This window comes from Pseudoalteromonas sp. NH0006-26, from assembly GCF_057552415.1.
Genome location: NZ_BAAJMJ010000011.1, coordinates 1 through 24,591 on the forward strand (window position 1 = coordinate 1; position 24,591 = coordinate 24,591).

The 24,591-nt window shown below is 38.2% G+C and carries 29 protein-coding genes; 21 read left to right on the forward strand and 8 right to left on the reverse strand.

Annotated features, from left to right (window positions below):
* Positions 1-17: 17 nt before the first annotated feature.
* The 4 genes from AC27JR_RS14480 to AC27JR_RS14495 all read left to right on the forward strand — a co-directional run bounded on the left by AC27JR_RS14480 (position 18) and on the right by AC27JR_RS14495 (position 1,855).
* Positions 18-335, forward strand: a complete 318-nt coding sequence (locus tag AC27JR_RS14480; RefSeq protein ID WP_138620993.1) for an antibiotic biosynthesis monooxygenase family protein — start codon at positions 18-20, stop codon at positions 333-335.
* 163 nt (positions 336-498) lie between these two features.
* Positions 499-732 carry a hypothetical protein gene (locus tag AC27JR_RS14485; protein ID WP_487173974.1) on the forward strand — a complete coding sequence of 78 codons (234 nt, stop codon included), beginning with the start codon at positions 499-501 and terminating at the stop codon, positions 730-732.
* A gap of 113 nt (positions 733-845) precedes the next feature.
* Complete coding sequence (locus AC27JR_RS14490) at positions 846-1,424, forward strand: cold shock domain-containing protein (RefSeq protein WP_487173975.1); 579 nt, start codon at positions 846-848, stop codon at positions 1,422-1,424.
* A gap of 122 nt (positions 1,425-1,546) precedes the next feature.
* Entirely contained in the window at positions 1,547-1,855 is a 309-nt protein-coding gene (locus tag AC27JR_RS14495; RefSeq protein ID WP_487173976.1) for a DUF6419 family natural product biosynthesis protein, read from the forward strand.
* Positions 1,856-2,028: 173 nt separating this feature from the next.
* Here AC27JR_RS14495 and bktB read toward each other — a convergent pair whose 3' ends face one another.
* From bktB to AC27JR_RS14510, 3 genes are all read right to left on the reverse strand, one after another.
* A complete protein-coding gene (gene bktB / locus AC27JR_RS14500; RefSeq protein ID WP_487173977.1) occupies positions 2,029-3,222 on the reverse strand; it encodes a beta-ketothiolase BktB in 1,194 nt (397 codons plus the stop codon).
* A 232-nt stretch (positions 3,223-3,454) separates the two neighbouring features.
* Positions 3,455-4,912 carry an aerolysin family beta-barrel pore-forming toxin gene (locus AC27JR_RS14505; protein ID WP_487173978.1) on the reverse strand — a complete coding sequence of 486 codons (1,458 nt, stop codon included), beginning with the start codon at positions 4,910-4,912 and terminating at the stop codon, positions 3,455-3,457.
* Positions 4,913-5,097: 185 nt separating this feature from the next.
* Positions 5,098-5,979: a LysR family transcriptional regulator gene (locus AC27JR_RS14510; protein ID WP_487173979.1), complete on the reverse strand. Its 882-nt coding sequence runs from the start codon at positions 5,977-5,979 to the stop codon at positions 5,098-5,100.
* 343 nt (positions 5,980-6,322) lie between these two features.
* Here AC27JR_RS14510 and AC27JR_RS14515 point away from each other — a divergent pair, with 343 nt between their 5' ends.
* Positions 6,323-6,562, forward strand: a complete 240-nt coding sequence (locus tag AC27JR_RS14515) for a hypothetical protein (protein WP_008464905.1) — start codon at positions 6,323-6,325, stop codon at positions 6,560-6,562.
* A 45-nt stretch (positions 6,563-6,607) separates the two neighbouring features.
* Positions 6,608-6,775 carry a hypothetical protein gene (locus AC27JR_RS14520; protein ID WP_487173980.1) on the forward strand — a complete coding sequence of 56 codons (168 nt, stop codon included), beginning with the start codon at positions 6,608-6,610 and terminating at the stop codon, positions 6,773-6,775.
* A 51-nt stretch (positions 6,776-6,826) separates the two neighbouring features.
* Here the strand turns inward: AC27JR_RS14520 and msrA are convergent, their stop codons facing one another.
* Positions 6,827-7,423: a peptide-methionine (S)-S-oxide reductase MsrA gene (gene msrA / locus AC27JR_RS14525; protein WP_131691050.1), complete on the reverse strand. Its 597-nt coding sequence runs from the start codon at positions 7,421-7,423 to the stop codon at positions 6,827-6,829.
* Between the two features lie 124 nt (positions 7,424-7,547).
* Here msrA and AC27JR_RS14530 point away from each other — a divergent pair, with 124 nt between their 5' ends.
* The 4 genes from AC27JR_RS14530 (at position 7,548) to AC27JR_RS14545 (ending at position 8,909) form a co-directional block, all read left to right on the forward strand.
* Complete coding sequence (locus AC27JR_RS14530; protein ID WP_487173981.1) at positions 7,548-8,147, forward strand: MepB family protein; 600 nt, start codon at positions 7,548-7,550, stop codon at positions 8,145-8,147.
* A 92-nt stretch (positions 8,148-8,239) separates the two neighbouring features.
* Complete coding sequence (locus AC27JR_RS14535) at positions 8,240-8,434, forward strand: CPXCG motif-containing cysteine-rich protein (RefSeq protein ID WP_054200950.1); 195 nt, start codon at positions 8,240-8,242, stop codon at positions 8,432-8,434.
* Between the two features lie 17 nt (positions 8,435-8,451).
* Positions 8,452-8,676 carry a hypothetical protein gene (locus tag AC27JR_RS14540; protein WP_487173982.1) on the forward strand — a complete coding sequence of 75 codons (225 nt, stop codon included), beginning with the start codon at positions 8,452-8,454 and terminating at the stop codon, positions 8,674-8,676.
* Positions 8,664-8,909, forward strand: a complete 246-nt coding sequence (locus AC27JR_RS14545; RefSeq protein WP_487173983.1) for a GNAT family N-acetyltransferase — start codon at positions 8,664-8,666, stop codon at positions 8,907-8,909. Before AC27JR_RS14540 ends, AC27JR_RS14545 begins: the two co-directional genes overlap by 13 nt.
* A gap of 1 nt (position 8,910) precedes the next feature.
* On the opposite strand, the gene AC27JR_RS14550 is transcribed toward AC27JR_RS14545, so the two are convergent.
* Complete coding sequence (locus AC27JR_RS14550) at positions 8,911-9,114, reverse strand: hypothetical protein (protein ID WP_487173984.1); 204 nt, start codon at positions 9,112-9,114, stop codon at positions 8,911-8,913.
* A gap of 99 nt (positions 9,115-9,213) precedes the next feature.
* Here AC27JR_RS14550 and AC27JR_RS14555 point away from each other — a divergent pair, with 99 nt between their 5' ends.
* Positions 9,214-9,723, forward strand: coding sequence for a GNAT family N-acetyltransferase (locus tag AC27JR_RS14555; protein ID WP_487173985.1), 510 nt, complete (start codon positions 9,214-9,216; stop codon positions 9,721-9,723).
* On the forward strand, positions 9,720-10,616 hold the full coding sequence (locus AC27JR_RS14560; protein WP_487173986.1) for an alpha/beta hydrolase: 897 nt from the start codon (positions 9,720-9,722) through the stop codon (positions 10,614-10,616). The genes AC27JR_RS14555 and AC27JR_RS14560 overlap by 4 nt, the downstream gene beginning before the upstream one ends.
* Positions 10,617-10,963: 347 nt before the next feature.
* Here the strand turns inward: AC27JR_RS14560 and AC27JR_RS14565 are convergent, their stop codons facing one another.
* Entirely contained in the window at positions 10,964-11,485 is a 522-nt protein-coding gene (locus AC27JR_RS14565) for a TetR/AcrR family transcriptional regulator (RefSeq protein WP_076919505.1), read from the reverse strand.
* A 111-nt stretch (positions 11,486-11,596) separates the two neighbouring features.
* Between AC27JR_RS14565 and AC27JR_RS14570 the strand changes: the two genes are divergently transcribed.
* On the forward strand, positions 11,597-11,779 hold the full coding sequence (locus tag AC27JR_RS14570; RefSeq protein WP_010390016.1) for a hypothetical protein: 183 nt from the start codon (positions 11,597-11,599) through the stop codon (positions 11,777-11,779).
* Positions 11,780-11,874: 95 nt separating this feature from the next.
* On the opposite strand, the gene AC27JR_RS14575 is transcribed toward AC27JR_RS14570, so the two are convergent.
* Positions 11,875-13,083: a porin gene (locus AC27JR_RS14575; protein ID WP_076919506.1), complete on the reverse strand. Its 1,209-nt coding sequence runs from the start codon at positions 13,081-13,083 to the stop codon at positions 11,875-11,877.
* Between the two features lie 613 nt (positions 13,084-13,696).
* On the opposite strand from AC27JR_RS14575, the gene AC27JR_RS14580 reads away from it, so the two are divergent.
* The 7 genes from AC27JR_RS14580 (at position 13,697) to AC27JR_RS14610 (ending at position 22,062) form a co-directional block, all read left to right on the forward strand.
* Positions 13,697-15,283: an ABC-F family ATPase gene (locus tag AC27JR_RS14580; protein ID WP_076919581.1), complete on the forward strand. Its 1,587-nt coding sequence runs from the start codon at positions 13,697-13,699 to the stop codon at positions 15,281-15,283.
* A gap of 153 nt (positions 15,284-15,436) precedes the next feature.
* Complete coding sequence (gene purE / locus AC27JR_RS14585; protein WP_008114610.1) at positions 15,437-15,919, forward strand: 5-(carboxyamino)imidazole ribonucleotide mutase; 483 nt, start codon at positions 15,437-15,439, stop codon at positions 15,917-15,919.
* A gap of 2 nt (positions 15,920-15,921) precedes the next feature.
* On the forward strand, positions 15,922-17,064 hold the full coding sequence (locus AC27JR_RS14590) for a 5-(carboxyamino)imidazole ribonucleotide synthase (RefSeq protein ID WP_487173987.1): 1,143 nt from the start codon (positions 15,922-15,924) through the stop codon (positions 17,062-17,064).
* 64 nt (positions 17,065-17,128) lie between these two features.
* The gene (locus AC27JR_RS14595; protein WP_076919509.1) at positions 17,129-17,353 is read left to right on the forward strand and encodes a DUF2798 domain-containing protein; all 225 of its coding nucleotides are present in this window, start codon (positions 17,129-17,131) and stop codon (positions 17,351-17,353) included.
* A gap of 3 nt (positions 17,354-17,356) precedes the next feature.
* Complete coding sequence (locus tag AC27JR_RS14600; RefSeq protein WP_487173988.1) at positions 17,357-18,286, forward strand: YeiH family protein; 930 nt, start codon at positions 17,357-17,359, stop codon at positions 18,284-18,286.
* Complete coding sequence (locus tag AC27JR_RS14605; protein ID WP_487173989.1) at positions 18,286-19,455, forward strand: endonuclease/exonuclease/phosphatase family protein; 1,170 nt, start codon at positions 18,286-18,288, stop codon at positions 19,453-19,455. Before AC27JR_RS14600 ends, AC27JR_RS14605 begins: the two co-directional genes overlap by 1 nt.
* Before the next feature lie 105 nt (positions 19,456-19,560).
* Positions 19,561-22,062, forward strand: coding sequence for a S9 family peptidase (locus AC27JR_RS14610; protein ID WP_487173990.1), 2,502 nt, complete (start codon positions 19,561-19,563; stop codon positions 22,060-22,062).
* Between the two features lie 42 nt (positions 22,063-22,104).
* On the opposite strand, the gene rrtA is transcribed toward AC27JR_RS14610, so the two are convergent.
* Positions 22,105-22,692: a rhombosortase gene (rrtA, locus tag AC27JR_RS14615; protein WP_487173991.1), complete on the reverse strand. Its 588-nt coding sequence runs from the start codon at positions 22,690-22,692 to the stop codon at positions 22,105-22,107.
* 95 nt (positions 22,693-22,787) lie between these two features.
* Here rrtA and ggt point away from each other — a divergent pair, with 95 nt between their 5' ends.
* The gene (ggt, locus tag AC27JR_RS14620; RefSeq protein ID WP_487173992.1) at positions 22,788-24,566 is read left to right on the forward strand and encodes a gamma-glutamyltransferase; all 1,779 of its coding nucleotides are present in this window, start codon (positions 22,788-22,790) and stop codon (positions 24,564-24,566) included.
* Positions 24,567-24,591: the final 25 nt, after the last annotated feature.

Genomic DNA, 24,591 nt, shown 5'->3' on the forward strand with positions numbered 1-24,591 from the left:
TATGCCTAGGAGCACAAATGTCAGTTATCGCGAATACGCCTAAACCACCATATTATGCTGTCATTTTCACCTCGACACGAACAGAAGGTGACAATGGTTACGGTGAAATGGCCAATAGAATGGTTGAGTTAGCAGAGCAACAACCTGGCTTTCTTGGTGTAGAATCCGCTAGAGAAGATGTGGGAATAACAGTTTCTTACTGGGCAGATTTAGATTCAATTAAGAATTGGAAGGCAAACTCTGAGCATTTAGAGGCTCAAAAAACTGGGCGTAAATCTTGGTATGCTTCCTTTAAAGTGCGTATATCTAAAGTAGAACGAGACTACGGCATATAACAAGTCAATTAAAAGGACTAAAACCATAGGGGTCAAATCTTGACTTCAGACATCAAGTTCATGCGGCAACCTTATAAGCTGCTTTTAAAATGCTGGTGGTTCACTGGCTAATTAATTTCTAAGTCAAATTAGGGAAAAGGATTTTTTATGGAAGGTATCAATTATGAAAGGTATTAAACGTATTTGGTTTTGGTTTACGCTAGTTGTGTGCCCATTGTTAATTATTTTAGGCGTGTTTACCTTTGCACAGTTACTTGGGCAGTACATGTATTCTCAGCAATTTAGTTTCTCGTCACTATCTAGTTTTCAAATTGTATTTATGGTGGGCGGTATTTGTGCGTTTTCTGTATTTTTAAGCACATTAAAAGAAGCAAAAATACGCTTTTTTGCAAAATGAGTTAGTCAATAAGGAAAACTATGGTTGTAGGTGGGCTCGCCAAGGTGTGCTTGGTTTTGAGCCTCTTTTAAAACGGGTGTAAAATTAACAACTATTAAATGGATGTTTCAAGGATGAACAAAGGATTATTAAAATCGTGGAATGACGATAAAGGCTTTGGCTTTATTAAATCAACCACACTGCAACACGATACCTTTATACACATTTCATCGCTCAAACACATGAGCCGTAAACCTAAAGTGGGCGACATTATTTACTTTGAGGTAGCGACTGATCCCAACGGTAAAACTAAAGCTGTAAATTGCCGTATTGAGGGCGTATTAGCACAACCACACATAAACACTTCAACAAGGCCGGTTAGAATAAGTAAAACCGCACGTAAAAACTCACCTTTAATGAAACTCATAACGTTTGGTATTATTGTTAGTATTAGCTTTAGCGTGTATAAAACCGGTTTTTTAAATACCAAGCAAACACCTGTAGTGACTAACGCTAATTTAGAGTCATTTATGCCCGCGAGTTCAAACTCACTTACTAAAACACAGCAAGCATTTCGCTGTGATGGCCGCCAACATTGTAGCCAAATGACCTCGTATGCAGAGGCATTATTTTTTATTCAACATTGCCCAAATACTAAAATGGACGGTGATAAAGACGGAGAGCCCTGTGAACGGCAGTTTGGGAATAGGTAGTTTTTATATTGAGGTTATTAATAAACTAAAAATTAGTTTTGGGCCCTTAGGGGGAATACGATTTTTAGTAATACAGTTATAAATAGCTGGTGGATTTAAAGCCATTTATCAAGGAGGTTGTTATGTTTAAAGTAATAATTGGATGTGCTGTTATATTTTCGTTTGTTTGTATGTTACTCGCTGCGGCACCTTTTACGCCTGCAATATCAGGTTCATTTATTATGCTGTTGTTTGCAGGGGCTATAGGTTACAAGGGCTATCTGCAATCAAGCTTAATACTGCTGTTAATTAATACGCTGGCAGTTATTGGCAGCCCAGCTATAAACCTAGATAACACACAAACATTACTGTTTTTACCAATATTATTTTTAATCTCATTTGGTGGTGTTTTAGTAGGCGTAAGAAGGTTAACTATAAAACACGTTTTGTAGACGAGAGTTTTGCCAACGTTTGAGGCAAGCTTTTTGTTGTTAAGCAATAAGGTGTAGCAGCGCTTTGCTCCCTGTTTTTCCTCTAAAAGCAAAGCGTCTGTTGGTTCTCCTAGTGAATGGAGCCCTTATGTTTAAACCTAATGTGATATAAAGCAGCTGTTACAAACTTAAAACTAAAGCGCTTCAAAAATGGCTGCAATGCCTTGCCCGCCACCAATACACATTGTGACTAACCCATATTTACCTTGAATTCGTTTAAGTTCGTACAAGCATTTAGTTGATAAAATTGCACCTGTTGCGCCTACAGGGTGGCCTAAGGCAATGGCGCCGCCATTCGGGTTTACCTTATGGGCAGGAAAGTTTAATTCGTTAGCAACGCACAGTGCTTGTACTGCAAAGGCCTCGTTAGACTCAATCACATCTATATCGTCGATGGTTAAGCCTGTTTTTTCAAATACCTGTTGTACTGCAGGAATAGGGCCGATACCCATTAAAGTAGGATCAACGCCTGCTCTGGCATAACTCACTAAACGAGCGAGCGGTTTTAAGCCTTGGTCATTTGCTTTTTGCTCTGACATAAGTACCAACATGGCTGCACCATCGTTTATACCTGATGAGCTTGCTGCGGTAACGGTGCCATCTTTTTTAAAGTAGGGCTTTAAAGTTGCAAGTTTATCGACTGTGGTATCGGCGCGAACATGTTCGTCGGTGTCAAAAATGTGCGTCCCTTTTCGCGACTTGATTTCTACAGGGAGTATTTGCTGTTTAAAATGACCTGCAGCAATGGCTTTTGCAGCTTTATGATGGCTGTTTGCTGCATACTCGTCTTGCTGCTGACGGCTAATTGAATATTTTTCTGCGATGTTTTCAGCAGTTATTCCCATCGGGTTATTATCCCATGGGTCTTGTAAGGTCGTGGTAAGCTCATCAACCATAGTGCTATTACCCATTTTTTGCCCCCAGCGATTACTTTCGAGGGTATAGGCAGAGCTACTCATGCTTTCTGCTCCGCCAGCAAGGGCTGCATCTACATCACCTAATTGAATTTGTTGTGCCGCTTGTATAATGGCTTCAAGGCCAGAGCCACATAAGCGATTAAGCGTTACAGCGTGGCTGCTTATAGGTAACCCAGCATCTAGTCCAATGACCCTTGATAGGTAAGCGTCTTTTGGGCCGTTATGAATAACTTTGCCTACCACACATGTGCCAATTTGGTCAGGGGTAAGCTGAGATCTGGTTAGTGCTTCTTTTGCGCACAGTGTGCCAAGCTCAGCGGGGCTAAAATCTCTAAGGCTGCCACCAAAGCCACCAATTGCGGTACGAACCGCACTGAGTATTACTACGCTATTGTTTGTATTTTTTGTCATTGTGTTCTCTTATTATTTTTATAATTATGTTGTACTGAAATCTAGTTAGTAGACTCAAGAGATTAAACCTTTTATTAGTGCATCAAAGCATAACTTTTAAATAAACTAAAGGCGAAGTTGGTTTAGCTGAATGTGTTTTCTATTAAAGTGAACAGTAAAAGAGGTGGGTAATAATTATATTTTTAGTTTTAACTGATAAAATAGGGCTCTCATTATGAGAGCCCGCGGGGATTTATAAATCAATCATTTCAATATTAACAATTACATTTTTAAAACCAGCATCTTCAAACTCTTTTTTTAACTTTTCAGCACTAGAGTATTCACTCGTTGAAATGCTTCGCTTACTTCTTTGGTTGGTGACAAGTGGTGTTTCGTCACCAAAATAAACGCTACCAGCAAATTGACTTTGTGCATAAAAGTGGCCTGTTAGGGTTGTTTTTTTAGGTCTTAAAACATGACTTAAATAGTATTGCATTGTTGATAAGCTTGTTTGTTGTATCATCCAAGGCCAATCCCATTTTTTATTCTCACCTGGTATATAGCGGTGTTCCCATTGATACTCAATGCTTTTTTCTTGACCTGCCCAACGACCAATTACAAAATTAGCTGTTTCATCAGGTCTGTTTTCTGGGTGAGTTAATAAAGCATTGCCTCCCCATCGCATAAAGCCATCTATTGATAGGTTATAGGTAATATCTGCATCAAATGCATAAGGATACGATATTGATGATTTAAACAAATCGACCTTTGCATTAAGCTGTGTGTATGCTGGTACATTGGCTCTTGCCTGTACAACAACACGTTCGGCTTCAGAGCCGCCGTTACTTGTTCCCCAAGCTTGCTCCGCTGCGATTGTGACAGATAATGAAGTGTCTGATCCACCAGTAACAGAAGGGGACTTCCATGTGTTTTCAAGGGTAACAGATTCTGAAATACTGTAGTCATTGGTTTTTGACCAATTGGTTGCTGCATCGTATTCAATTGTAACGACAGATATTTGAGCTGCTGAAGTGTCATTCACTGCAGGGACTGATAACGTTTTAATTAGTTCTTTGTCAGCAGTAACAATATCACCTGTTATTTTATATGATTCGTTATCCATCACATATTCGAAGTCAGATACGGTAATCGCTGTTTTCTCGTCACATCGATAACCATCACAACTGCCACCGTTGTAACCTTGTATTTTCCATCCTGAGCCCGTTTTGGTCACCTCCATGTCATCACCAACATAGCTTGAACGATTTCCACCAACCCACGCAAATCCCATTGTGTGAGCAAGGTATGAAAGGGGTTTTATAAAACTCTCTTTTTGATTTACTAAGTCCCATTTAATTTGGCTTTGACTGCCAGGGGATACTTTTACTGGACTTAATGTAGGAATTTCATTAATGGGATCGGTAGGGTAGCACCAAGAATTTGCAGCAGACCCTTGTTTTATTTCACCTGCGTAGCCAGAGCCCATAATAACCCAACCATCAGCTAATCCCGTTATTTGCCACTTACCCATTTTATTAATAAGCTCGTTTCTGTAGGTTTGCGCTTCGGCCTTTGTTATTAATCTATTATCAGCTGAGCATAATCCAGCGCCTAAGCTTTCATTTTTAAGTTGATCTGGATAAATTGCCGTTGTGTTGGCACTTACAAAACTAGTGTGTGACAAAAGCAATAGGGGTAATATTTTTTTCATTAAGTTACATCCTTTAAAAAATTATATTTAAACTAGGCCCTAATTAAATAATCTAATTTTGGACCGATTTTGATTCTAAAGAACTAGCTAATTTTTTATAGAGACTTAAATGAAAGTTGGTTTTTCAAAAATATTAGTTGCTTAAACATTACAAAAAATTAATAAAAGTATAAGTGATGAGGTATCTACATTTTGATCCCTTTAAGAGAATGCTCTAAAAAATCGATTAAGTAGCGTGTACTTTTTGGAATTAGTTTATCAGGCCATATCAGGTTTACATCTCGCTTAATGGGTGTGTACTGAGTTAATACCTCTACTAGGCTTTGGTCTTTTATATGCGGTAATAAACAATATTTTGGACCATAATAAACACCTCTTCCTTCAATAGCAGCTAATGCACACATTTCTATATCGTTAGAAATAAAGTTGGCTTGAGGTTTAAAAATTACCTGTTCACTTTTATTTGTTTTAAAGGACCAGTTTTCGAATGGCGAGCACGATATGTGGGGTAGTTTAGCTAAATCGTCAAAATTACTTGGTATGCCATATTGCTCAATTAAACTCGATGAACAAGCTAAAACAAAACTCATTTGGTTAATAACTTTACATATATTTTGTGAGCTATCTAGTTTTCCAATTCTAATGGCTAAATCAAACTCAGTGGCTTTTAAATCAAGGCGTTCATCCGATAGCATCATATGAATCTTAATATTTGGATAAAGTAATGTGAATTGATTTATAACGCCTGAGAAGTACACACTCTTTATAAAGTTTTGCGGCGCTATTAGTTTAATTTTACTCACTTTATTTTCACTGAAGTTCTTAAAATTGCACAGCGTAGTTTGTAAACCTTCTACATGGGCTAGGCAGTGGCTATAGAAACTCTTTCCAGGCTCTGTTAATCGCAGCCTTCCTTTTTCACGATAAAACAACGCTAACGATAAGTCTTCTTCAAGTTTTTTTATTTTTCTTTGTAACGTGGGTAAAGGAATATTTAACTTTACTGACGCTTCATTAAATGTTTTGTAATGATTTACTTTTATAAAAAGCGCGATGATATCAAGCAAGGAAAATCTCCTGTATAAATTTAAGGTATGAAATTGTATTTAGTACTTAATAACTAGGTTAGGTTATAAAACTAGTTATTTAATTAAAGTACTCATTAGTCCCTTTTGTGGCAACAAAAAATTTTACCTTTGAATTAAATCATCTAGTAACTTGTTTTAAGCTAGGATGTACTTGTATGGACACACTGGTAACTTAAGGTTCTTCAAATAACCCTTATTGATAATAAAAGCGATGCAGAAACAAACCGTAACATTTAACTTTAACGATATAATAGACACACAATAAGCTAACTATTACGATAAGCAAACTTATTAAAAAACGTCGTAAATGCAAGGAGTTATTATGGAAGATAAACCTATTGACAAAAGTATGTTTGAGTCTTTTTTTGGTGAATATTCATGGACATTTAAGGGGTGTAGCATTGTTGCTTTTGTAATGAGCGTATACATCAGCTTTAATACTAAAGAGTATATTTGGACGCTTCTTATTAATGGTGATTTTAATTCTACAATGTTGGTTATGGTACTCGGTTACTTGTCTGAATTTAGATATCGCTTTATTAAAGAATCAAGAAATAACTGATAGTTGCTAATTCAAATTATATTATTAACCAATAGGGTATTAGAGATGAATGTATTTATAAAATGGTTGATTTTAGCTGCATTAATTATTGCCGCTATTGCGTGTTATTCATACGGTAGCACTACCGGCTTATTTATTTTTATTATTTCGGGCTTTGTTTTTGAAATGGCATTTTGGTTTAAGGTGTTTCCTGTAAAAAAGAAATCATCATAGCTTAAATATTAATAAGGCTGCATTTTTTGCAGCCTTTTTGGTTTAATAAACTTAATGGGTAACTCTATCGCCCCAAATGTCTTCTAGGCGACTGTCGCGACCACAGCGCCAGCGATAGGTGTTATAACGAATAGGATTATTTTTATAGTAATCTTGATGATAACTTTCATCGCCTTTTATCGGGTAAAAGGTTTTAGCGTCGAGAATTGGCGTTACCACTGTTTGATCAGGAAATTCGTTAACTACAGCTTGTTTAGATTGCTTAGCTAATTGTCGCTGTTGCTCATTAGCAACAAAAATCGCGCTACGGTAGCTTGGGCCTTTATCACAAAACTGGCCTTTGGCGTCAAAAGGGTCAATGTTAACCCAGTAATGGTTTAAAATATCTTGATAGCTTAATACGTCAGTGTTGTAGGTAACTAGAACGGCTTCGTAATGGCCGCGGTGATTACCATTGTAGGTAGGGTTTTTAAGTTCACCGCCGGTAAAACCTGAGATCACATCGGTTACACCTTCGAGTTTTTCAAAATCGCTTTCCATACACCAAAAACAGCCTCCGGCTAAAATAGCTTGTTCAGTTTTAGCGTACGTTAATGAGCTAAACAAAAGCCCCACAGAGGTTAATGCTAGCGCTAAAGTGTGTTTCATAAAAATTTATCACCTGTAGTTATGTATAAATACTTGTATAGTAAGACCCGCTAACTTTAAAAACTCTTTCATTACAAAATGGCTGAAGGGTTTGAACTTACTTTATATAAAACGGATGCTATATATGAAAAGTTTAATGACGACTGATAATTTGTATGATGAATTGTTAGTCGTTCTACAAAACAACTTTACTCCATTAGGGTATAAACTTCCAAACGCTGATGAGTTAATACCTCATAGTCAAAATGCTCAGTACCATGGATTTGCATTCACTATAAACCATAAGCGAATAATTTACAGAAAAGCTAAAGTTACTCCCGATAGACCGGGCGCTTTTTTAGCACTATGGAAACGGCCAGCGGATGGAAGTAATTCTAAACCAATCCCATTTACCAACGAGTTTGACTATTTATTAGTAGCGGTTGTAAGTGATGGATTAACCACTATTAATAACCAATTAGCAAATATACAAAGTGGTTTATTTTTATTTCCGGTTGAGTTGTTAGTTAAAAAAGGCATAGTTACAGGTACTAACCGTAAAGGAAAAACGGCTTTTAGGGTGTTTCCACCTTGGAGCGAAAGTAGGGCTCTGAATGGTTCAGGCGTATTTAGTAACGCAGCAAAAAGCACTCAACGTTGGCAATGTGATTATTTTTTACAGCAAGATCAATATAAACTAATTGATTTATCTAAGTTAAACAAAATTTTAGCTAACGCTGTTTAAATTTGAATTATTAAGTCACTTTACCAGCATTGTCTTATATAAGGTTGTTTACTAAAGTGAGATCATACAGTCATACGAATAGTAGGTAAGATATGAACCAGTTAACCGAAAAGTCGATTAGTTGCCCTTACTGTGGCGAATCTATAGAAGTATTAATTGATGTGGCTGATATTGATGAGCAATACATAGAAGACTGCCAAGTGTGTTGCAGGCCTATTTCGTTTGTCGTATTTGAAGATAACGATGAACTTAATGTAAATGTATACAGTGAAGATGAGGCGTTTTGAAGGAGTAAGTAATCTTAATGACATTACAACCACTTAATAATACGCATATCATCGAGCTAATGAGCTGGTTTAATAATCAAAATGAAACAGCTCAATGGGCTGGTCCTTATTTTAGGTATCCATTTACAAAGAAGACGTTTATTGAGGACTTAAACCTTGATGATTCTGCTTCTTTTGTATTGGTTGGACAACATTTGGGCAATATTATCAACGAAAAAACAAATGTCACTTGGCGCGTTTAGTAGTAAACCCAATGCGTAGAGGTGAGGGAATTGCTGCCCCCCTGATTAAAAAACTATGTAAACATGGGCAATTAAACTTAAATGTTACTGATAGTTCATTGTTTGTTTATGAAAATAACCTAGCAGCAGTTTTGGCTTATAAAAAGCTAGGATTTATAGTTGCGGCGAATCAAGAGAAAAGCACATTACCAGATAACTGTGTTTATATGGTTAAAGCAATAAATTACGTTTAAGTTAGCTATTTTCCTGTTCTCGCGCTAATTGGTTAGGTAACAACTGCTCAACAATTTCTCTCGCTGGTAAGGTATAACGAACGCCATCAAACATAACCGATGTAAACTCATTAATATTAGTAATGCCGGTAAGGGTCCAACCTTCACCACGTTTTGGGCAGTAAACAGTAGTAGTTGGTTGTATTACTTTAAAATTGTCGCTCATAGTTTATCTCAATTAATGCTTGTTAATACGATATGGTAAGTTAATAATGACGTTCTATAAAGTGCTATTTAAAGCGCGTTTACTTTATTTGGCATAGGCATGTTTAAAAGTATAAAATTACCCCGTGTAACTCTTCGTTTAATTACTCACAAACATGGCGCAGCGCTATTAAATATTTTGAATAATCCCCTTGTTTATGAATTTAATGATTATAAAGCGCCGCTTAATAAAGAGCATATTAAGCAGTTAATTCAAGATGATATATCGAGTTATTATCAAGGTGAAGGTGTTCGGCTTGCGATTGAACATAATATATTAGGCGACCTCATTGGTACTTGTGGTCTGTATAACATTAATAACCAGACTAAAACTGCTTATTTGGGCTTTGAGCTCGATCCTTTTTATTGGCAACAAGGCTTAATGCATGAAGTACTTAAAGGCTTTATCAGTGAGGTGCATAGCTCATTAAACATTGAGCACCTATACGCAGAAATTCATGGTAAAAATGTTCGCTGTTATAACTTACTCACTAAACTTGGCTTTGTATTTAACCAGCAACTTAATAGTGGTGTATGGCATAAGCAATTAACTAAAATGAGCCCCGCATGAGAATTAAAAAAACGATTATTTTGAATCTGTTGTTTGCTGTTGGTGAATTTGGGGTTGCAACAATTGGGTTTAGTTATTATCAAAATGATGTATCAGAGTTTGTTGATGTAACCCTAGATTCGAAAGTACTTGAAGAGTCTCGAAAAATATTTATCAGATTACCTAACAATTATGATAAAACTAAAGCTTATCCACTTTTTATAAAAACAGATGGCAATTTTAATTTAGCTAATTGGGATAAGGCGCTAAAAGCATTAAATCCAGAAAGTATATTTAATGAGGCTATTTTAGTTGCCATACCTAATCAGTTTTTTACTGATACTCGAAATCGTGATCTTGTACCACCTTATGCAAGGAAGGACGTTAATATAAATCCTCGACCTAATAATGAAACTTCGCCTGAACTTTTTGGTAAAGCTGATTTGTTTTTAGCTTTTATAGAGCAAGAATTACTGCCATATATAGCGGCTAATTATAAGTTAACTAGTCAACGTGGGTTAATAGGATTTTCTGCAGGTGGGAGCTTTACTCTATATACTTTACATAGTAAGCCTCAGCTATTTAATGCTTATTTTGTTTTTAGCCCAGCCGCTTGGTATGACGATATGACAGTGACAAAACGGTTCGATACGTTTTTAAAAACAAACGTGAATAGTATAAAACAGCCAACATTTTTATATATCACTGTTGGTGGGGCAGAACATTCCCTAATGTTAGCTGCATATAATAATTTAGTTACTAGTTTAGCAAAACATCCAAACAGCTGGCTTAAATGGGGAAATACAATTAACAGTAATGCTGAACATAATCAAAACCCTGCACTGAGTGTAGATATAGCACTATTAAATTATACCGAGTTCTTAAGCCCGCAAACTAACACGTCGTTTAATTAATCAGTGACCGCTTTAATTTAAATATAGCCATATTTAGAATTTATTGCTGGTGGGTAATAGATAAAAGAACACATCATACTAAACTTATATTAAAGGCAATCTCAGCTATTGATTAATTTTAAGAACGATAACCAGAGGTAGGTTTATTTATGTACGTTGATCGTTTGTTGTTAATTATACTACGCGTTTTATTAAGTGAGTTGTGTAGCCGCAGGAAAACCAGATCGAAGCAAAAATGTCATTCTTTAGATGTTCAAATAACACACGTTGATTGCAGCTAACATCGGATTTTCCATTAGTGTTTTAGTACTTCACAGAATTAAACTCAAGCCTTTTATTAATTGACGTTACAACAATGCAATTTTGTTGCTCAATTGCCTTAGCATGCTTTCTGCATTAGGTAGCTCGTCGTTTAAACCTGTGATCAGGGTCATAAAATAGCAGTCCATCATCACACTTGCTTTTGTTTCATCAAATTCTGGTTGTTCACTAAATAGCAGTTTTTTAAATTCATCCATTTGTGCTTTAAAAAAATCAGCACGCCAAATAATGTCGCTAATTAGTAATTTACTAAATTCACTGTTTTCACAATAAAAGGAGTAGAGGGGGTGAGCGTAGTGGCGTAACTTTAATCGAGGAGGTCGCTGAGTATCTGACTGTTTTGCTTGCTCAATAATAACTTCAATTTGTTGCTGCATACCTGCCATAAGCAAATCAATTTTATTTTCAAAATGGCTAAACACCGTACCCACTGCCACATTAGCTGCAACAGCAATTTCCCTTGTTGATGTGTGGTCATAACCTTGTAATAAGAAAAGCTCCCATGCTGAAGCTAAAATTTTATCCCGTGTTTTTTCTTTTTTACTCATACTATTCAACGCTTTATATCTTTGTTGGAAGTTGGGCCTAAATTAGCACTTGATTAACTGAGCGCGCTCAATTAAATTTGTGAGCATGCTCAATTAATCTAAAGGTGATACATGGAGTTTATCAAACGTGTTATTGGTTATGTACTTTTTATTCCACTTATTTATTTTTATTCTTTTATTCTCGGCCCGATCCTAAAAGCAGTTTTAGTCCCAGGTGGGGTTGTTTTTTTGTGGCTTATTCTAGGGCCAAAAGAGGGGACGCGTGCGTTAAAAAAAGCATTTAAGAGAAAGTAGTTAAACCTTCTGCAAGAACAATAAAAAAAGCCCTGCTATTTTGCAGGGCTTTAAGTTTAGCTTTGCGATTTTAAGCTTGAAAGCTCAACAGGCCATTAAAGAACGTATCTAAAACCAAAAGCAATACCGTCATCTTCTGACTGTTCCATTTGTGCTTGCTGTTGTTTATTATCACTTTCAAAATCACCAAAGTCTTTACGTGCTTCTACATAAAGTTGGGTGTTTTCATCTATTAAGTAATGAACACCAATAACAGCAAATTGACGTTTAAATACATCATTAGGATCAGCATTGAAATTTGGCTGAATAACGTAATCGTCGCCAGCGTCAAACAAGTTGTAGGCAATAAATGGTCTAAAATCGTTTTCAAAACGATACGACACAAATGTTTCAATACCAATTGCATCTTCAATTAAGCGACCAATGTTATCTGTATCGTGGTTTTCGTTTTTGTTTATATTAGCTGCTACATATAAACCTGGCGCATCAATATTGCCCCAAATAACACCCGCACCGTAAATTAAATCGTCAACTGAACGAGTTGTTCCGTCTCCATAAGTTAATTCAAACTCGCCGCGGTTAATACCCGCGGTCAGTTTTAGCTTATCAGTCACGTTATAAGTTACTGCACCACCAAATGTATAGTTAAATTCAACTTGTTGTGCAGCAGTATCGCCCGATTCAAAATTAGCCTGGCATTGTGACTCTGTAATATCCGTTACATCACAAGTGTAAAATGCGCTGTTTTTTAACTGAGTTTGTACGCTAAAATCAAAATCACCGTAACTATTACGGTATTGCAATGTTTTATCGCCACGGCCAGTACCATTTACAGCACCGTCGTCTTTGTTATAGGTATACACACCGGCGGCGTTGCCATCCCAAACATAGCTATAGTTAGTTGCATATACTACGTCGAACCATGCACCCCATTGTTTACCAATGGTAATTTGGCCGTATTTGTCGTGCTTTAAACCAGCATAGCCTAAACGGTTATATAAAAACTCATCCTGAATTGACTCAAAACGGTTGTTATACACAATATCACTACTACCAACTGGGTTTACGCCCCATTCAATTTTGGTCAGCGCTTCCCAGCCATTCTTTAATTGGCGTTTAAAATCAAAATTAATTCGTGAGGCACCATTAACCACTTCATTTTGACCTTGAGTATTAATTACTCGCGCATCAATATAACCGCCAATAGCGACTGTATTTTTTTCATCCTTAAATACTTCAATTGCTGAAACACTCGGTGTAGCTAAAACACCTGCAATCGCCAGCGATACTAATTTTATTTTCATTGTGTGTGCCTTGCCTAATAAAGACGTTTTTATGATTACTAAATTTGAAGTGGTGCAGACTAGCAAAGCAATAAAAGGCTCAAAAGTGAAAAATTATCAATGAATATTGATGCAAAAATTGGGTGTTGTTCATTTTAAGTTAATGCTGTTTTCATTTTGTAGCCGTATAAACTACTATCGAATTTTGGAATAAGACATTTGGCTTAAATGCAGGGGAGGGGGAGTTGAGTTTTTTTCATAGTTATTACTTTCGGCATAGGTAGAGCTAAAACTCTAATACTATAAAAAACGTTAATATAGCCGTATAAAATGTTAATAAAAGTAAAATGCGACCAATTAGCGGTTTAGCACGTTTAATTTAGTTATTTGTCTGTAACGGCGATTGTTTTTTTATTAAACATATTTTTACTGCATAAACAGCACAAGAGTGAATTTTACTCAGCTTTTTTGTCCATTTATCCGTCCATTCCTTTGTCTGTTTTAATGCTTTAATAGTTAATAAACAGCGCTTGTTTACTTTAGGTTGTTACATAAACTTTCATAGAAAAAATCACTCGTTTGGTTTAAACTGCGCGCAATTTAAATACTTCAGTCTCCCTTGGAGGGTAGCGCTATTATTAGTACAGCTAACATCACCATGCAATTTGGTGCTAAACCGTTATTTGAAAATATCTCAGCTAAATTTGGCGAATCAAACCGTTATGGTTTAATTGGTGCCAATGGGTGTGGTAAATCAACGTTTATGAAAATTCTAAGCGGTGAGCTTGAGCCATCATCGGGTAATGTAAGCACAGATCCTAATGAACGTGTTGCTAAACTAAATCAAGATCAATTCGCTTACGAAGAGTACTCAGTGATCGATACTGTAATTATGGGTCACAAAGAGCTTTGGGATATTAAACAAGAGCGTGACCGTATCTATAGCCTACCTGAGATGAGTGAAGAGGATGGCATGAAAGTAGCCGACCTTGAAACTGAGTTTGCTGAAATGGATGGCTATTCTGCCGAGTCAAAAGCGGGTGAGCTATTATTAGGTGTTGGTATAGCGACAGAGCAACATTACGGCCCTATGTCTGAAATCGCACCCGGTTTTAAATTGCGTGTACTATTAGCTCAAGTGTTGTTTTCAGACCCTGATATCATGTTGCTTGATGAGCCTACCAATAACTTGGATATATACACGATTAAGTGGTTAGAAGATGTACTTAATCAACGTGACTGTACCATGATTATCATCTCGCATGACCGTCATTTTTTAAACTCGGTTTGTACACACATGGCCGATATTGACTATGGTGAGCTACGTATTTACCCGGGTAATTACGATGAATATATGTTTGCAGCAACTCAAGCTCGCGAACGTTTATTGAGTGAAAATGCCAAAAAGAAAAGCCAAATTGCTGAACTACAGCAGTTTGTATCGCGCTTTTCTGCTAATGCCTCAAAAGCAAAGCAAGCCACTTCACGTGCAAAACGTATTGATAAAATTCAATTAGACGAAGTGAAAGCCTCATCACGTCAGTCGCCATTTATTCGTTTTGAACAAGAAAAGCAGTTATTCCGTAACGCGCTTGAAATGACCAGCTTATCGCAAGGCTTTGAAGAAACTTTATTCTCAGGATTAGAAGGCCTAGTTGAAGTAGGTGAACGCATTGCTATTATTGGTGAGAATGGTGTGGGTAAAACAACACTACTAAACACCTTAGCAGGGCGTTTAGCACCTAAAAGCGGTGAGTTTAAATGGTCCGAAAATGCTAACATTGGCTATTATGCACAAGATCATGCCGATGAGTTTGAAAAAGACATGAACTTATTTGAGTGGATGGAGCAGTGGCAGCAAGAGGGTGATGACGAGCAAGTTGTTCGTAGTTTCTTGGGTCGTATGTTGTTTTCGCAAAACGATATTAAAAAATCTGTAAAAGTTATCTCAGGTGGTGAGCAAGGTCGTATGCTGTTTGGTAAAATCATGATGCATAAACCAAATATCTTATTAATGGATGAACCGACGAACCACATGGATATGGAATCAATTGAAGCGCTTAACTTAGCACTTGAAGCGTATGAAGGTACCTTGATGTTTGTATCACACGATCGTCAGTTTGTATCATCAGTTGCTACCCGTATTTGGGAAATTAAAGACGGTAAAATAATCGACTTTAGAGGAAACTACAGCGAATATTTGGCGAGTAAAGAAGCATAACAGCAAGTATTTCAAGCATTTTAAAAAAGCCATGTTTAACATGGCTTTTTTATTGCCTGCTGGTCGCATTACTGCGGCATTTAAGTATATAATACCCGCCATAAAACCGGACATAAGTCCGCTATTTTTAAAATACATTACTGAGGAGTATTTATGACTGTTGGCATTATTATGGGTTCTAAATCAGATTGGCCAACCATGGAACACGCTGCGCTGATGCTAGAAAAATTTGGCATTGCTTATGAAACTAAAGTGGTTTCTGCTCACCGCACTCCTCAATTACTTGCCGATTATGCAAGTTCAGCAAGCGAGCGTGGCATTAAAGTAATTATTGCAGGCGCAGGTGGGGCAGCCCACTTACCGGGTATGGCTGCAGCGTTTACATCATTGCCTGTTTTAGGCGTTCCAGTTAAGTCAAAAGCGTTAAATGGTGTTGATTCATTATTGTCTATTTGCCAGATGCCTAAGGGCGTTGCTGTTGGCACATTGGCTATTGGTGAGCCTGGTGCAGCTAATGCCGGTTTATTGGCTGCACAAATATTAGGCTGTCAAAACCCTGAAATTTTCGCCAAAATTGAAGCGTTTCGTAAAGAGCAAACCGACACTATTCTAGCTAACCCAAATCCTGCAGAGTAATAATGACTATATTAATTTTAGGTGCTGGGCAGCTTGCGCGAATGATGAGCCTTGCTGGCGCACCGCTTAATTTAAATGTGGTTGCTTATGATGTTGGCAGCCAACAAATTGTGCACCCGCTAACCAACCAAGTGTATGCAACCACACTTGAGCAAGCTATCGATGATGCAGATGCGATTACCGCTGAATTTGAACATATCCCCGATGATGTATTAACGCTTTGCTGTAATAGCAATAAGTTTTATCCAGGTAAACAAGCAATAAAAACCGGTGGTGACCGTTCGCTTGAAAAAGCTTTGTTAGATAAAACCGAAGTAGCTTGTGCCCCATACCAACTTATTACTGAAAAAGCGCACCTTGAACAAGCAGTTAAAACATTAGGCAAACCGTTAGTAATAAAAACCTGCCAAGCTGGGTATGACGGCAAAGGCCAGTGGCGTTTAAAATCAGATGATGAAATAGACACTATTTGGGCTGAAATGGCCGACTTTATTGCCTCAGGTACAGAGCATGCACCTCATTCAATTATTGCTGAGAAAATGATCCCGTTTGATCGTGAAGTCTCTATTATTGGCGTGCGCGACAAAGAGGGTAACGTTGCAGTTTATCCACTTACCGAAAACCAACATACCCATGGTGTATTAACGCTTTCGGTAGCCGGTAAAGATAATAGTTTAGTAGAGAGCCAAGCAACCTCAGCATTTACTCGTATAGCACAAGAACTTGATTATATAGGTGTATTGGCCATAGAGTTTTTTGATGTACAGGGCACGTTATTAGTTAACGAAATTGCCCCTCGCGTGCATAACTCAGGGCATTGGACTCAGCAAGGTGCTCATTGCTCGCAATTTGAAAACCATATGCGCGCTGTCGCAGGTTTACCTTTGGGTAATACGCAAATTAAGCATCCTACTGCTATGATCAATGTATTAGGCCAAGCACAAATTCCTGCTGATGTTTTAAAAACAGCGGATGTAACCAGTCACTGGTATGGTAAAAGTGTTAAGCCAGGTCGTAAAATGGGGCATATAAATGTCTCGGGTGAGAGTTTACAGCAATTAGGTAGCCGCCTAAGTGAACTTACATCTTGCTTGCCAGAGCAGGATTACCCAGGTGTATTAGCTACCAGCAAATCGCTATTATAAGTTAAAAAATAAAGCGATAAATTTAATCCAATTTATCGCTTTACCTTCTAAAGGTTGTTTTTCAATGATTCATCCAAAGTTTCGTACTATTGTGTTTGCTTTTTTTATGGCACTTTTCATGTCTGGGTTTATGTCATTTGTTATTTCAATATTTAATGTGGGCATGGTCGATAATATTGTAACTATATGGCTTAAAGCGTGGTTATTTGCTTTTTGTATTGCCTTTCCCACAGTTGTATTTGTTGCCCCCGTTGTCCATAAACTGACTAATAAACTTATTCGGGCTTAAACTATGATGATCGCTAAACTGCATAAGCCAACATTCATATTATTACTGGCACTGTGTATGACTCCGTTTATAGGAGCAGGAAGTGCATTGGTATTAGGCGCAATATTTGCCATTACCTTAGGCAACCCGTTTAGTGAGCTTTCTCAAAAGGCCAGTAAAGTGATGCTCAAGCTTGCCGTTGTGGGCCTAGGCTTTGCTGTTGATTTTAATGAAGTAATTGAGGTGGGACGCAGCTCTTTAGTATTAACAATTGTTAGTATTACTGCCATAATCGGGCTTGGAGAGATTTTAATCCAGGTTTTTAAGCTTAATCGTAATACAGGCGTGCTAATTTCATTTGGTACCGCTATTTGCGGTGGCAGCGCCATTGCCGCTATGGCACCGGTCATAAAGGCTAAAGATCACGAAGTCACCGTTGCCTTAGGGATTGTATTTCTACTTAATGGCGTGGGATTATTATTATTTCCCGCAATTGGGCACTATTTTGAGTTAACCCAACAGCAGTTTGGTTTGTGGGCCGCATTAGCCATTCACGATACTAGCAGCGTAGTGGGGGCATCGGCTACTTATGGTGCCGTGGCACTGAGTATTGCCACTACGGTAAAATTGACCCGTGCAATGTGGATCATTCCTTATACAGCTGTTGCAGGTGTGTTTATGCGCTCTGATGAAAAGGCGAGTATTCCTTTATTTATTGTCGGTTTTTTATTAGCCGCATTAATTAATACTTATATGCCTTCGTTTTCATCCACATGGGAACTTATTAATAGTGCGGCTAAGCAATTATTAGTGATGACACTGTTCCTAATTGGCAGTGGTTTGTCGTTATCAGTGCTTAAACAAGCAGGTATAAAGCCGTTTTTGATGGCCATTACTTTGTGGGTTATTGTCAGCAGCACTATTTTATTATTAATTATAGATGGATTCATATAATGAAACGTAATCTGAGTATTACAGCAATCAGCAGTGTGTTATTTGCTGTTTTTTCTACCAGCCCTGTATTGGCTGAATCGCTACGCGTAGCAACCTTCAATGTTAGTATGGACGCCACTAATTACACCGCTAAAAATGAACAAGTAAAAAGTGATGCATTGGTAAACGCGCTTCGTTCAGACCACCAGCAAATTAAAAATATTGCTGAAATAATCCAACGTGTCCGCCCAGATGTGGTGTTACTCAATGAGTTTGACTACATTCCAAAAGAGCAAGGTATTGAGTATTTTAAAAGCCACTACTTAAATGTAGGGCAAAATAATCAAGCAGCAATTGATTACCCATACGTTTACATCGCCCCCGTTAATACTGGCTTAGCAACTGAGTTTGACTTAGACAACGATGGTAAAAAAACCGGTGTAATGGGTGATGCACAGGGCTTTGGTTTTTTTGAAGGCCATTATGCAATGGCGTTTTTATCTCGTTATCCAATTGATTTTGACAATATCAGAACACTGCAAACCTTTAAGCACAAAGATTTACCCAATGTAAAAATGCCGGTTGACCCAAAAACCAATACCAATTGGTATAACGATGCAGAGTGGAATGCTTTACGTTTAAGCTCTAAATCTTTTTGGGATATACCCGTAAAGGTAAACGATAAAGTAGTCCATATGTTAGCGTCGCATCCAACACCGCCTGTGTTTGATGGCGATGAAGACAGAAATGGCATTCGCAACCATGATGAAATTAGGCTCATTGCTGATTACGTTAATAACGAAAGTTACATCTATGATGATAGCGGTAAAAAGGGTGGCCTTGCAGCACAATCCCGATTTGTGATTTTAGGTGACTTAAATGCCACTGCTGAGGGTGATAAAAAGCGCACCAATACAACAGATCAAATACTTAAAAGCCCATTGATTAACGCTGACTTCATTCCAACAAGTGAGGGCGCTAAAGAGCAATACTCACAAGCTTATGCTAAAAATTATACCGCTAGCTGGCAAGCACGGGTTGATTACGTTTTGCCTTCAAATTATGGATTAACCATTAAAGATGGCGGTGTATTTTGGCCGAAAAAGCAAAGCGACTTATATCGTTTAATTAAAGATAGAAATGCATCAAGCGACCACCGCATGGTATGGCTTGATTTAACGGTTGAATAAACGGGTTATTCACCCCAATATCAGCGTTGTTTATCTTAAATAATTGCAATTATAAAGGTGCTTCTGCTTAAATATGGTTAATTATAATAACCGTCAAGAAGCACTATGATTTTTAAATTCTCATCTTCTAAAACACTTGTTGCAATCGCTGTTGCATCAAGTGTTATGTTAGCGGGTTGTACCGCAACCGCCACAACTTCTACTGACTCATCTATTCAAACAAATACCACCGTTGCTAATGTTGTTAACACGCCCGCAGGTTTGGGCCAATCAAAAATCACCCTTGAACAAGCCATGGCGCATCCTGATTGGATTGGACGCCAGCCACAAAGCGCTTTTTGGAGTGCAGATTCAAGTACCATTATTTATGCGCGTAAGCAGCAAGGTAGTGAGCTAAGAGATTTATTCACTCAAGCTGTAAACTCACAAACAGCAGAGCAAGTGGCACTAGAAAAATTACACCGTGTTGGTTCAAGTAAAGCTGTTTTTTCTAACGATAAATCACTTCAAGCTTATGTGTTTGAGGGTAACGTATTTATCAAAAACGTAAAGTCAGGCGTAATTAAACAAATTACGCAAAGCTCTGCTACTGAGTCAAAACCACAGTTTTTAAACGATGGTAACTTAGCGTATCGTCAGGGTAATATCTTTTTCAAAGTGGATTTAACCACAGGTTTAACCCGCGAAATAGCCAATTTAAAACTCGCTGACAAACCACAAGGCGTAAAAGAACCATCAACTTATATTGCCAAAGAGCAACATAAGCTTATTGATTACATTGCACTGCAGCACAAAAATAAACAAGATAAGCATGCGCGTAAAGAGCAAGTAAAAGCTAATAACAGCTCAATTGCTAACACCCATTATTATTTAGGCGATGGCAACACGGTTGATGAAGCAGAGCTTTCTCCAAATGGCGATGCGTTAATTGTAGTCGTACAAGAAAAAAGCTCATGGCGTGGTGAAGGCGATATTATGCCTAATTACATCACTGATGATGCGACGATAGAGCCTAAAAAAGTTCGCCGCCGCGTAGCTGATTCTAAAGAGCAAACTTCTGAGCTTGTTTATATTAACCTTGCAGATCAAAGCCAAACCACATTAGGGTTCAATACTTTACCTGGTTTTGATGAAGATGTACTTGCTGAGGTTAAAAAAGAAAACTACGCCCGTGAAGGCAAAACCTATAAATCTAAAAAACAACCTCGTGGTATTAACGTTATTTCAGACTGGGGTTGGAATCAATCACCTATTAGCTGGAACGATGATGGTAGCCAAGTAGCGATTATGCTTGAAGCATGGGATAACAAAGATCGTTGGTTAGTCACTGTAGATTTTGAAAATAACAAACTTGTCTCTCAACATCGTTTACATGACGATGCGTGGATTGCCTATGCCTTTAACGACTTTGGTTGGTTAAATAATTCCACTACCTTGTATTATTTATCAGAAGAGTCGGGCTATAGTCAGCTTTATAAAAAGCCACTCGATGGTAAAGCGACTGCGCTAACTATGGGTAAATTTGAAGTATCTAATTTAACCCTCACTGATAACAATAATGCCATTTACTATAAAGCGAATGTTGAGCATCCTGGTCTTTACGAAATTTACCGTGTAAACCCACAAACAGGTGTTAGTGAGCAAGTAACAGACTTAAATGGCATGACGGATTATACCTTAAGCCCAGATCAGTCTAAGTTATTATTAAGACACTCTAAAATCACTATGCCCACTGAGCTTTATGTGGCTGAGGCTAAAGCAAACACAACCGCAACTCGTTTAACTAACACGGTATCTGAGACGTTTTTAGCTAAAAAACTCACGGCGCCTAAAATTGTTGCTGTGCCTTCAAGCCATACAGATCAGCCAATATACGCCAAAGTTTATTACCCGGCTGATTACCAAGAAGGTGAAACAGGTAAAAACCGTAAAGCGGTTATTTTTAACCACGGTGCCGGTTACCTGCAAAATTCACACATGGGTTGGTCTGGTTACTTTCGCGAATTTATGTTTCATTCATTACTTGCCGATGAAGGTTACGTAGTGATGGATATGGATTACCGTGCTTCTAAAGGTTATGGCCGTGATTGGCGTACTGCTATTTACCGCCAAATGGGAACACCTGAAACACAAGATTTAGCTGATGGCGTAAAATGGATGGCTGAAAATGCCAACGTTGATACTCAAGCGGTTGGTACTTATGGTGGTTCATACGGCGGATTTATGACCTTTATGGCGTTATTTACCGCGCCAGATTTGTTTCAATCAGGAGCGGCGCTTCGCCCTGTGACTGATTGGGCACATTACAACACGGGCTATACCGCTAACATTTTGAATCACCCAGATGTTGACCCAATTGCTTATGAACGTAGTTCTCCTATTTACTATGCTGAAGGGCTTAAAAAGCATTTATTAATCAATGCGCCTATGGTTGATGATAATGTGTTCTTTCAAGATTCAGTGCGTTTAGTACAGCGTTTAATAGAACTTGAGAAAGAAAACTTTGAAACAGCAATCTTCCCAGTAGAGCCGCATGGTTTTGTGCAGCCTTCGAGCTGGTTAGACGAATACCGTCGTATTTATAAGTTGTTTAAAGAAACACTATAAATAGCGGTAAATTAATAAAAAACGCCACAATGTGGCGTTTTTTTATTCTTTATTTTTGCTGATGAATTTAATAATTAAAGGAGCGCCTAACAATACGCCACCAATTGCGCCTATTAAATGTGCATCAACAGCCACCGTTGAGTTGATCAATGCGCCTATATCAGCACTAGGGCCATTTATTTGTTCAGCGATTAACTTTACCCACACACCAATAAACAACACATAACCCGATTTAAGTCCAACAGTGACATCCTTTATCGCTCCCCAAATGATCACGCCATGCAATAGGGCACTAAGCCCTGTGTAAATTGTAATTGTGGGGCAAAACCAAAAAACACCTAAGCCACACCAAATTGCCAATGTGGCAATATTAAAACCATATCTGCTTGGTGATGTGTACTCACCATGCAATAACCATATAAGCGCGATACCGGCACAATTCAACCCTAAGTGCGCCCAGTTGGCATGTACAAATTGGCTGGTAAATAAACGCCATAGTTGGCCTTGTTCAATCAGTTGACGATTAAACTCAAGTTCGTCGTTTATACCCAGCCATGCTAAAAGTGAGCTTAATAAAATTAAACACAAAGGAGGGAAAACATAGCGCGGCTGAAGAGGTAAATTAAGCATTTAGGGATCATTTTTATATTTATTTTTGCATATTGTGCCTGTTTAACTTTAAGATGCCAATTATCTTCCATGCAATTTAAGTTTAATCAGTAATTATGAATTTTAAGCTCAACTCTTTATTTGCTCTCTCTTTAAGTGCACTGTCTTTACCTTTATTTGCACAGCAAGCAAGCACAATTGAAACACGTGAACCTGAAGCGGCTACAGGCGTTGTACAAAAACATTTAGTGGCTGGCGATAAATATATGGTTGCCGCGGCAAACCCGTATGCTTCACAAGCGGGTAGAGCCATTTTAGCCCAAGGCGGTAGTGCGGTTGATGCCGCTATCGCCACCCAATTAGTACTTACATTAGTCGAGCCGCAATCATCAGGCATTGGTGGTGGTACATTTATGATGTATTACAACAAAGCTAATAATAAACTTACCAGCTTTGATGGCCGCGAAACCGCACCGAGTAATGCCGATGCAAACCTGTTTTTAAATAAACACGGCAATGCAGTAAAATGGATAGAAGCGGTTGTAGGTGGTCGCTCTGTAGGCGTACCCGGTATATTACATGCGTTTGCCAGCGCCCATAAACAGTATGGCACCTTACCTTGGGCTAGCTTATTTAAACCTGCTATTAAACTTGCTGAGCAAGGGTTTGAAGTATCGCCTCGATTACATGGGTTACTGGTTAGACAATTAAACCCAGGTGTAATGAGTATGCCGGTGATTAATGAGTATTTTTTCCCTAATGGCAAAGTAATTGAAGTAGGTAGTATTAAAAAAAATCAGCCATTGGCTAATTTATATAAAGATATTGCTTCAAAAGGAATAGATGCGTTTTACAAAGGCGATAACGCTAAAGCCATGGTAAAAGCGGTGCAAAAATCAAAAATCGCGCCTGGTAAATTATCTGTGCAAGACCTTGCTAATTACAGCAGTAAAGAGCGTGCACCCGTTTGTATAAAATACCGAGTGTATAATGTGTGCTCTATGGCGCCTCCTAGCAGTGGTGGTGTTGCAGTGCTACAAATTTTAGGTTTGCTTGAACACAAAGACATGGCTAGCATAAAAGCCAATAGTTCCGATGCAATTCATTACTTTAGCCAAGCCTCACGTATTGCGTTTGCCGATCGTAATAAATACATTGGCGACCCTGACTTTACCCAAGTACCTACCCAAGAATTATTAGATAAAGACTATATTGCCACCCGCGCAGAACTAATCACTGAAAAAGATCAAAAAGCACAGCCAGGCAACCCAGTAGATTACTTAAGCTATGCAAACGATGATTCTTTTGAGCTGCCCTCTACCTCACACGTATCGATTGTTGATAGCAACGGCAACGCCGTATCAATGACCAGCTCTATTGAAATGGCGTTTGGCTCAACAGTGATGGTAAATGGTTATATTTTAAATAATCAGCTAACTGATTTTTCACTTTCGCCGCGTAAAAATGGCAAGTTAGTGGCTAACAGAGTAGAAGCGCATAAACGCCCGCGCAGCTCAATGTCACCGGTGATGGTATTTAACCAAGATGGCAGCTTACGCTTAGTAGTGGGCTCTCCTGGTGGGAGTCGTATTATTGATTATGTAGCGCAAGTGGTTATTGGTGTTCTAGATTGGGATTTAAACGCCCAACAAGCCATTAATTTACCCCGAACCACCAATCGTAATGATTATACTAGCCTTGAGAAAGGTACTGAGCTTGAAGCGCTTGTACCAGAGCTTGAAGAGCGCGGCCATGATGTACGTGTGATTGACCTAAACTCAGGCTTGCATGTGGTAGAGGTAAAAAACAACCGTTTGTATGGCGCTGCCGATCCGCGCAGAGAAGGGATGGCGTTATCTGATTTAAGTAATAATAAAGCCTCATTTAAATTTTAAAACATGTATAATAAACAGCAGGTTT

What these genes read in the sequence shown, in the direction of transcription:
- AC27JR_RS14515 (WP_008464905.1), top strand. Translation starts at nt 6,323, where the DNA reads ATGGAAGATAAACCTATTGACAAAAGTATGTTTGAGTCTTTTTTTGGT.
- AC27JR_RS14575 (WP_076919506.1), bottom strand. Translation starts at nt 13,083, where the DNA reads ATGAAAATAAAATTAGTATCGCTGGCGATTGCAGGTGTTTTAGCTACA.
- AC27JR_RS14555 (WP_487173985.1), top strand. Translation starts at nt 9,214, where the DNA reads ATGTTTAAAAGTATAAAATTACCCCGTGTAACTCTTCGTTTAATTACT.
- AC27JR_RS14530 (WP_487173981.1), top strand. Translation starts at nt 7,548, where the DNA reads ATGAAAAGTTTAATGACGACTGATAATTTGTATGATGAATTGTTAGTC.
- AC27JR_RS14590 (WP_487173987.1), top strand. Translation starts at nt 15,922, where the DNA reads ATGACTATATTAATTTTAGGTGCTGGGCAGCTTGCGCGAATGATGAGC.
- AC27JR_RS14610 (WP_487173990.1), top strand. Translation starts at nt 19,561, where the DNA reads ATGATTTTTAAATTCTCATCTTCTAAAACACTTGTTGCAATCGCTGTT.
- AC27JR_RS14540 (WP_487173982.1), top strand. Translation starts at nt 8,452, where the DNA reads ATGACATTACAACCACTTAATAATACGCATATCATCGAGCTAATGAGC.
- AC27JR_RS14535 (WP_054200950.1), top strand. Translation starts at nt 8,240, where the DNA reads ATGAACCAGTTAACCGAAAAGTCGATTAGTTGCCCTTACTGTGGCGAA.
- AC27JR_RS14600 (WP_487173988.1), top strand. Translation starts at nt 17,357, where the DNA reads ATGATGATCGCTAAACTGCATAAGCCAACATTCATATTATTACTGGCA.
- AC27JR_RS14560 (WP_487173986.1), top strand. Translation starts at nt 9,720, where the DNA reads ATGAGAATTAAAAAAACGATTATTTTGAATCTGTTGTTTGCTGTTGGT.
- AC27JR_RS14570 (WP_010390016.1), top strand. Translation starts at nt 11,597, where the DNA reads ATGGAGTTTATCAAACGTGTTATTGGTTATGTACTTTTTATTCCACTT.
- AC27JR_RS14550 (WP_487173984.1), bottom strand. Translation starts at nt 9,114, where the DNA reads ATGAGCGACAATTTTAAAGTAATACAACCAACTACTACTGTTTACTGC.
- rrtA (WP_487173991.1), bottom strand. Translation starts at nt 22,692, where the DNA reads ATGCTTAATTTACCTCTTCAGCCGCGCTATGTTTTCCCTCCTTTGTGT.
- bktB (WP_487173977.1), bottom strand. Translation starts at nt 3,222, where the DNA reads ATGACAAAAAATACAAACAATAGCGTAGTAATACTCAGTGCGGTTCGT.
- purE (WP_008114610.1), top strand. Translation starts at nt 15,437, where the DNA reads ATGACTGTTGGCATTATTATGGGTTCTAAATCAGATTGGCCAACCATG.
- ggt (WP_487173992.1), top strand. Translation starts at nt 22,788, where the DNA reads ATGAATTTTAAGCTCAACTCTTTATTTGCTCTCTCTTTAAGTGCACTG.
- AC27JR_RS14595 (WP_076919509.1), top strand. Translation starts at nt 17,129, where the DNA reads ATGATTCATCCAAAGTTTCGTACTATTGTGTTTGCTTTTTTTATGGCA.
- AC27JR_RS14485 (WP_487173974.1), top strand. Translation starts at nt 499, where the DNA reads ATGAAAGGTATTAAACGTATTTGGTTTTGGTTTACGCTAGTTGTGTGC.
- AC27JR_RS14505 (WP_487173978.1), bottom strand. Translation starts at nt 4,912, where the DNA reads ATGAAAAAAATATTACCCCTATTGCTTTTGTCACACACTAGTTTTGTA.
- AC27JR_RS14490 (WP_487173975.1), top strand. Translation starts at nt 846, where the DNA reads ATGAACAAAGGATTATTAAAATCGTGGAATGACGATAAAGGCTTTGGC.
- AC27JR_RS14495 (WP_487173976.1), top strand. Translation starts at nt 1,547, where the DNA reads ATGTTTAAAGTAATAATTGGATGTGCTGTTATATTTTCGTTTGTTTGT.
- msrA (WP_131691050.1), bottom strand. Translation starts at nt 7,423, where the DNA reads ATGAAACACACTTTAGCGCTAGCATTAACCTCTGTGGGGCTTTTGTTT.
- AC27JR_RS14565 (WP_076919505.1), bottom strand. Translation starts at nt 11,485, where the DNA reads ATGAGTAAAAAAGAAAAAACACGGGATAAAATTTTAGCTTCAGCATGG.
- AC27JR_RS14605 (WP_487173989.1), top strand. Translation starts at nt 18,286, where the DNA reads ATGAAACGTAATCTGAGTATTACAGCAATCAGCAGTGTGTTATTTGCT.
- AC27JR_RS14520 (WP_487173980.1), top strand. Translation starts at nt 6,608, where the DNA reads ATGAATGTATTTATAAAATGGTTGATTTTAGCTGCATTAATTATTGCC.
- AC27JR_RS14480 (WP_138620993.1), top strand. Translation starts at nt 18, where the DNA reads ATGTCAGTTATCGCGAATACGCCTAAACCACCATATTATGCTGTCATT.